Here is a 1,914-nt window from a genome sequence, read left to right as displayed (position 1 = left end):
AAGTGAGTTCTTATCTGGTCGGCCAAATTGATTCTGAAATCAACGCCGACGATCTGAGTGACTTCCAGCTCTAAGCCGATGAGCACCTCAACCATCACACTGCGCGTCTCAGGCGCGCAACTTGCCAGCAACGACAGCGCCGCCTCATTACTGGATGTGCTGGAACAACATCGCGTGCCGGTGGAGTATCAGTGCCGCTCGGGCTATTGCGGTGCCTGCCGCTTACGGCTGGTGAAAGGTCGCGTAGCCTATCGCCAAACGCCGCTTGCCTGTGTACAGCAAGATGAAATTTTGCCGTGCTGCTGCATGCCGGTGAATGATATTGAGTTGGAGTTGTGAACAATCAATGACCGATGCGGTAAAGGCGGATGAATCAGCGCGAAAACAGATTTATCCGGTAAGAAAAAGGCGCTCACCCTCTTTCAACGATGAACGCCCTTTCGCTTTCCCTGTCAGGATTATTTAGCGGATGCATTGCCACCGCGTTAAGCTCGCGTTTAGCGCGGTGTTATTTTTTTTCAACATTGTCTTTCAGGTACTGCAACACCGCTTTATTCACTTTATGCTCTGTGAACTTCCAACCCTTCCAGTAATCAGGTTGGTTTAAATAAATTTCAGGCGGAATGGTGAAGTCACTCAGCGTAAGCCATTCTGCAAACAGCTCAGGGCTGCGCTTCTGAAGTAGTTGCAGCAAGAGAATCAGTGACATGGCTGATGCTGGCGCGAGACTCTCGCCGCTTAAATATTTGTGAACCGTTGACCGATTCGAGCGAAAAAGGATAGGTAACAGCGCCCTATCAATTCCCATCTCATTAAAAATCTCTTCAAAATCATTCATTTACTTTCACCTGTCTGTTTCTAACCCCGGCAAAAATTGATATTTCTCAAAGAAACCGATGATAGCATATTTCAGCATCAAATTCATTTACCCATCAGAAACCAGAATTATTTCACAAGCAAAAACAACTCGTTATCTGCGATCCATTCCGCCTCAGTGCCAAATGAGAACAATTATCGCACCATTAAGAAACCAAATCAGTTTCCATTGGAAATAAATGAGGGATAAAGAACAACAATCCGCAATCAAACGTGCTTTACATCACAAAACACGTGGCGTAAATTCCGCACAACGTAAACCAAAATCCTTTCTAATATAAACGACAATTACGCCACGAGAGAAACAGACTCGCGCGTTAATTTTAATGAGAAATTAACAAATGAAACAAACATGTTCTCGCTCTATTCTGGCAGTTATCATCAGCGCGGTTTGTGTGCCTGCTTTTGCTGGCTTGTCTGGTGCTGACAAACAGGCCGCTGATGCTTATTTTGCCACTGCAAACCATCAGCTTTCAGGAAATCATCCTTGGAATCATGAAACACAGCAGCAAGAAAGGTTAGCGCATAGTGAACGCTACGTAGAGCAACGGAACGCAACCCTATCAGCGGCCACGCCTGCGACGCAGACTCAAACCAATGCTCAACCTGCTGATGACCACAGCAAAGTCATCACAGCTAACCGCATTGCCATCAAGGCCGCAAACAAAAGCGTGAGAAAATTGGCGAAACAACAGCAGATAGAAAGCATTTATTACAGTGAGCAGATTCAAACGCTGGCAGATAACACGACCCAAGTGCTCACAGAAGAGCATTCAGCAATCAAAGCCACGCACGCTCGTACCGTTGACAACAGCCAACAGATTGACGATCTCAACGGTAACTTTAGTCACCTGAGAAATACATGAAAGTCACAACAGGTTATTTCTATGATTAACAAGATTTCACTGATCGCTGTCGTTATGCTGGCCGGTTGTTCCTCACAGGCATCACGCATGGCAGAGTGTCAAGCCCAGGGCGTCAGCCGCGATGCCTGTTACATCGCGGAGAAGAATCGCCAGTCAACCATGGCGGCCAGCG

4 protein-coding genes are annotated in these 1,914 nt (G+C 46.8%); 3 read left to right on the top strand and 1 reads right to left on the bottom strand.

Annotation, left to right across the window (positions count from 1 at the left end):
• Both J5224_RS26055 and yfaE read left to right on the top strand, forming a co-directional pair.
• Nucleotides 1-74 (top strand): hypothetical protein (locus J5224_RS26055; RefSeq protein ID WP_264624366.1); only part of this gene is annotated, 74 nt, incomplete at its 5' end.
• A 4-nt stretch (nucleotides 75-78) separates the two neighbouring features.
• Entirely contained in the window at nucleotides 79-339 is a 261-nt protein-coding gene (gene yfaE, locus J5224_RS26050) for a class I ribonucleotide reductase maintenance protein YfaE (RefSeq protein WP_264628085.1), read from the top strand.
• 169 nt (nucleotides 340-508) lie between these two features.
• On the opposite strand, the gene J5224_RS26045 is transcribed toward yfaE, so the two are convergent.
• The gene (locus J5224_RS26045) at nucleotides 509-838 is read right to left on the bottom strand and encodes a hypothetical protein (protein ID WP_264628084.1); all 330 of its coding nucleotides are present in this window, start codon (nucleotides 836-838) and stop codon (nucleotides 509-511) included.
• Between the two features lie 379 nt (nucleotides 839-1,217).
• Between J5224_RS26045 and J5224_RS26040 the strand changes: the two genes are divergently transcribed.
• Entirely contained in the window at nucleotides 1,218-1,742 is a 525-nt protein-coding gene (locus tag J5224_RS26040; RefSeq protein WP_264628083.1) for a hypothetical protein, read from the top strand.
• The last annotated feature ends 172 nt before the right edge of the window (nucleotides 1,743-1,914 follow it).

The sequence above is a fragment of the Candidatus Symbiopectobacterium sp. NZEC135 genome, assembly GCF_025962695.1.
Note: the sequence above shows the minus strand (reverse complement) of the source record. Positions and strands in the feature narration are given on the sequence as shown.